General features: G+C 67.5%; 3 protein-coding genes and 1 CRISPR repeat array. Of the genes, 1 reads left to right on the top strand and 2 read right to left on the bottom strand.

Going from position 1 to position 4,679, the window contains the following annotated elements; all coding sequences use genetic code 11:
- Positions 1–186 precede the first annotated feature (186 nt).
- Entirely contained in the window at positions 187–390 is a 204-nt protein-coding gene (locus tag AB0J52_RS28010) for a DUF397 domain-containing protein (protein ID WP_500185394.1), read from the bottom strand.
- A 24-nt stretch (positions 391–414) separates the two neighbouring features.
- Positions 415–1,278 carry a helix-turn-helix domain-containing protein gene (locus tag AB0J52_RS28005; RefSeq protein ID WP_500185392.1) on the bottom strand — a complete coding sequence of 288 codons (864 nt, stop codon included), beginning with the start codon at positions 1,276–1,278 and terminating at the stop codon, positions 415–417.
- A gap of 1,530 nt (positions 1,279–2,808) precedes the next feature.
- Here AB0J52_RS28005 and AB0J52_RS28000 point away from each other — a divergent pair.
- Positions 2,809–3,525, top strand: coding sequence for an ATP-binding protein (locus AB0J52_RS28000; protein WP_500185391.1), 717 nt, complete (start codon positions 2,809–2,811; stop codon positions 3,523–3,525).
- A gap of 278 nt (positions 3,526–3,803) precedes the next feature.
- Positions 3,804–4,660: a CRISPR direct-repeat array (repeat unit 37 nt; unit sequence GTGGCGCCCGCCCTCCGGGACGGGCGAGGATCGCAAC).
- Between the last annotated feature and the right edge of the window lie 19 nt (positions 4,661–4,679).

The raw sequence follows: 4,679 nt of genomic DNA, 5'->3' as shown, positions 1-4,679 counted from the left end.
GGCGCCCGCCCTTCGGGGCGGGCGAGGATCATAACCGCACCGACGTCGAGGTCGTCACCGCCGGTCACCTGGCGTCCGCCCTCCGGAACGGGAAAGGATCGCAGCACGGCCCGCAAGGCGGGCGTGAGCCGCTACGAGCCGTAGAACCTAAGCCCCTCCCGAGGAGGCAACCGTCGGCTCTGTCGTCTAGCCGCGAAGGCTCGCGCCGAGCTTGATGCAGTGAAGGAGTTGAGCCCAGGCCTCGGGCCCTACACCAATGACGGGACCGTCCGGGTCCTTGGAGTCTCGGACGAGGCCCACCCCATCGAGGCTGGTCACTTCGACGCAGTCGCCGCCGTTGGTGCTGTAGGAACTCTTCACCCACCCGGCTCGGTTATCCGGTGTGGTCATCCCTTGTTCTCCCTCCCTCGCAAACTAGGGCATATTGTCCGCGCTTGCCTTGATGAAGGCTACCGACTCGGCGGCCGAGTGGGCTTTGGCCAGGACGTTGCCGAACATCAGCGTGTAGTGCCGAATTTCCTCGGGGTCTTCAGGGACCAGAGCACTGATGGCCTGCTCCAGGTAGACCAGGTCGGGAGCATCGGTCTCGGGGAACCCGAGCAGGCAGAACGGGCCGTCCATCGCTGCGTGCGCCCCGGCCGCGAAAGGGATCACCCGAACCTCGACGTTCGGACGCATGCTCACTTCCAGCAGGTGTAGCAGTTGGGCACGCATGGTCTTAGGTCCGCCGACCAGCCGGCGGACGACCGCCTCGTCCAGCACCGCGATGAACTGGACGGGGTCAGTGTCCCGGTGGATCAGGTCCTGGCGCGAGAGTCGCACCTCAACCTTCTCGTCCACCTCGGTGGGCGTGAAGTTCATGGCCGTTTCCTCGATGACCGCTCGCGCGTAGTCGGCGGTCTGGAGGAGCCCCGGGACGACCTGGGGCTGGTAGGTGCGGATCACCGAGGCGGCCGCTTCCAACCCGATGTAGGAGTCGAAGCCTGGCTTGAGCGTCCGCCGGTATCGATGCCACCAGCCGCGCTTGCGCGCGTCCTTGGCCATCTCCAGCAGTTCCTCGCGGGCTGCTCGGTCCGTGACGCCATAGATGTCCAGCAGCGCCGCGACGTCCGCGGGCTTCGGGCGATGTTGCCCCTTCTCGTATCGGAAGACGGTCGTCTCGGACGTGCCGAGTTGCTCAGCCACCTGACCACGCGACAGATTCCGATCCTCCCGGAGGCGCTTGAGCTCGAAGATCAGCCGTCGATGCCGCGCAGTCGGACTGAGATTGGCGGTCATGATCAGTTCCCCTCACAGGCATTTCAGCCAAGCTCGGACATATCTTCCGGCCACTCGCGGACGCTCAAGATTTTTTGGCATTAATACGAGTCGCATTATTGCGAAACTCACTCTGTAGGTCCATGCTGACCGTACATCCGACGACCACCCGACGGTGCCGAGCGACAAAGATCGGTGACAGTGGGTTACAGAATGATCACTGGAACCGGATCGGCCGTAGAGGGGATGACGGGAGGTCCGCGTGATCAGCCCTGGCACACGTAGGGCTCCTCGCTCGGCCCGGAGCTGGCTAGCCTCACGTGGCCGTGGACAAGAACTGGCATGACTTCAGCACCTCGTGTGACCGGTACTGAAGGTAAAGAGCCGCCGCGCGGCCAGGTACAAGGCCTAGGAAACCGCCCTGGCCGCGCGGCCCAACCTCTCGAAGGAGGTATGCCGTCATGGTAGACGCATCAATGACGGTGAGTCCGCAGTCCGAGACGGAGTATGCGCCCCCTAACCGATGGCGCGGCGCTCACGTGCGGACGGAACGTGGTGAGCACTGTGTCAGCGAAGCCTGTCGTCGCAGGGACTCGGGCTCGGGCTGAACCGATCCTTGGGCCGCCTCAGCCAGAAGGAACTGAACCGCGAGCAGCCCGAGTCGAACGCCCGCGCACGCGCGTGGGGGTCGAACTCTGATCGCGAGCCGTCGGCGAGCAATACCGGCCGACAGCGATGCCGTCGCATCGTGATGAGGCGCGGAAGTTAAGGCCAGCCCAGTTGGAAGCGCCGTCACCTCATGCCGTTTAGGCGAGCTCCCACACCGGACGCCCCTTGTCGTCATCACGCCTGCGAATCCCGACAGCCATGACCATGCGCTGGCCCTTACGCACGGCGTCATCCCGCTCTTCTCACTGGCGCCGCCAGCTCACCTGCCGCCGAACACAGGGCGGTCCCGGACGCGGTGATGGTGCACCGGCCGGGACCTATCGGATACAGGAGATCCGACGTGAAACAGGATTCCACGCCACCCGCAACCTTAGGGAGGGCCATGGACGTCGTGGGCCTCTCGCCCGTTGGCGCCCAGCTCGTCCCGCAGCCGGCCACATCCGTTGGGTGGGCAAGGCGAACTCCCCACGCGGTCCTCACCGCCGCCCGGCTCCGGTATCCCAGCGCGGTCTGCTGGTACGGATGCTTCACCAGGCATTACTGGTTCATCTCTCCGGCCCAGACCTTGATCGAGGCCGCTGACGAGGACGAGCTCGCGCGCCTCCTGGAGACCTGCTTCTCCCCCTTCCCGCAATATCCCGCACCCGGACGCCCCCACCTGGAAAAAGCGTTCGCGCCGGTCGTCCAGACCAACCACCCCACGACATCAGGAGAGGTGAGGAGCATCCTCACGCCCTCCCCCACACCTCCCGTCCAGCGTCCTGGGTCTCTTCGCCGGACGCTCCAGCGCCTGGCCCCACGCCACGCCGACACCTCGTCCGAGTGCGAGCCCGCGTGCTGCAACCCGGCTCCTCGCCGTCCCGCCAACCAGTGGAGGTCGTCATGCTGAACGGAAATGCCCCGCTCTTGGAGTTCGGACACGCCCAGGCCTTCCCGCTGCCGTCCGACCGGACATGCGCCTCAGTGGCACGATCCACGCTGTCGATCGTGATGACCCAGCTCGCCCTCCCGGACGAGCTGATCTCCGACGGGACGGTCGCCGTCAGCGAGTTGGCGACCAACGCGCTGCTCCACGCGGGCGGCACCGACACCGAACTGTGGATCTGGTCGCGCACCGAACCTGCGCCCGCACTTGTCGTCACCGTCTTCGACACCGGTTCCGGCCCTCTCCCCCAACCCGTCCCGGAGGACGTGCTCAGCGAGAGCGGACGTGGCCTGGCCATCGTGACCGCCCTGGCCGCGTCCGTCGGAACCCACCGCAGTCGCTCACGACTCCGTTCCGTCCAGGTCAGCGGCAAGGCGACCTGGTTCGCTTTGCCCTTGCCGGACGGCTACCCGCTCGCCACTCCGATCCAAAGCTCGCAGCGTGCGACGCATCTCCTGCTGCTCGAGCTGTACACCCGCGGACTGTTCGCGCACTATGTGGGCGATACCGGTGGCGGATCCATCGTCATCGTGGACGGCCTGCGCATCGAGATCTCCCGGACCCACCTCAGCTGGCGCAGCATCGACGGAACCACCGTCACTCACCAGCTGACCAACCTCCAGGACGCCCTCGAAGCGATCGTCTCCCACCTCGAAACCCACGCCCCACGGTGAGCCCGGCCCCACGCGCCGAGGCCCCACACCAATGCCCATAACACTCTTCAACCCCACGCCAATCTCGAACTGCCGAGGAACTGGATGCGGGGACGCGACGCCCCAGCCGCCGCGTCCCCTGTTTCCTTACCTCCGACCAACGACCTGAAGTCGGAACCTCCGGTTCCCATGAGAACCCAGGGAGGTTCCGAATAAGCTTTGGGATGATTCGTCACCGATGACCGGATCAATTTCGCTGCGGATCAGAAACTGACCGTAGTGTTGCCAGCTCATTTACCGTGGCGCCCGCCCTCCGGGACGGGCGAGGATCGCAACCCCGCGGCGGCGGTGCCTCAGGTGCTGGGCGCGCAGGCGGTGGCGCCCGCCCTCCGGGACGGGCGAGGATCGCAACGTCCAGGGCACCGAGATCGCGACCACCAACGAGTCGTGGCGCCCGCCCTCCGGGACGGGCGAGGATCGCAACGTTCCGTGGCGCTCTTGGCCTGCGTCGCCCTGCTGATGTGGCGCCCGCCCTCCGGGACGGGCGAGGATCGCAACGACAGCTCGCTCAGCACGGCCCGCAGCTCCCGGACGTGGCGCCCGCCCTCCGGGACGGGCGAGGATCGCAACGACCCGGTCGGAGGGGATCACCTGGATATCGACCTCGAGTGGTGGCGCCCGCCCTCCGGGACGGGCGAGGATCGCAACGGCGTGTTGTCGGCCGCGGTGCGCTTCCCGGCATCGGCGTGGCGCCCGCCCTCCGGGACGGGCGAGGATCGCAACTCGGTGGGGGACGCATCGGGTCGGGCTGGCCTGTCCGGGTGGCGCCCGCCCTCCGGGACGGGCGAGGATCGCAACATCACCGTCATGCGGGGGCGCCCGGCATGAGCGCGGTGGCGCCCGCCCTCCGGGACGGGCGAGGATCGCAACCGCCAGGTAGGCGGCGCGGAACCGGTCGGGCGGCCAGGCGTGGCGCCCACCCTCCGGGACGGGCGAGGATCGCAACCCCGACCACCCCGCCCACACCTGGATCTCCCGCGCGGTGTGGCGCCCACCCTCCGGGGCGGGCGAGGATCGCAACGCGCTGTGCGCGGTCGTCTTCGGGACCTGGATCTGCTCGTGGCGCCCACCCTCCGGGGCGGGCGAGGATCGCAACGTCCTGCACCGGCCTGCGG

Origin of the sequence: Spirillospora sp. NPDC049652 (genome assembly GCF_040675125.1) — a bacterium.
Classification (GTDB): Bacteria; Actinomycetota; Actinomycetes; order Streptosporangiales; family Streptosporangiaceae; genus Spirillospora.
The sequence above is the reverse complement of the archived record's forward strand: the minus strand, read 5'-3'. Positions and strand labels throughout refer to the sequence as shown.

Coding starts and splice junctions, on each gene's coding strand:
- AB0J52_RS28000 (WP_500185391.1), top strand. CDS start 2,809: ATGCTGAACGGAAATGCCCCGCTCTTGGAGTTCGGACACGCCCAGGCC.
- AB0J52_RS28005 (WP_500185392.1), bottom strand. CDS start 1,278: ATGACCGCCAATCTCAGTCCGACTGCGCGGCATCGACGGCTGATCTTC.
- AB0J52_RS28010 (WP_500185394.1), bottom strand. CDS start 390: ATGACCACACCGGATAACCGAGCCGGGTGGGTGAAGAGTTCCTACAGC.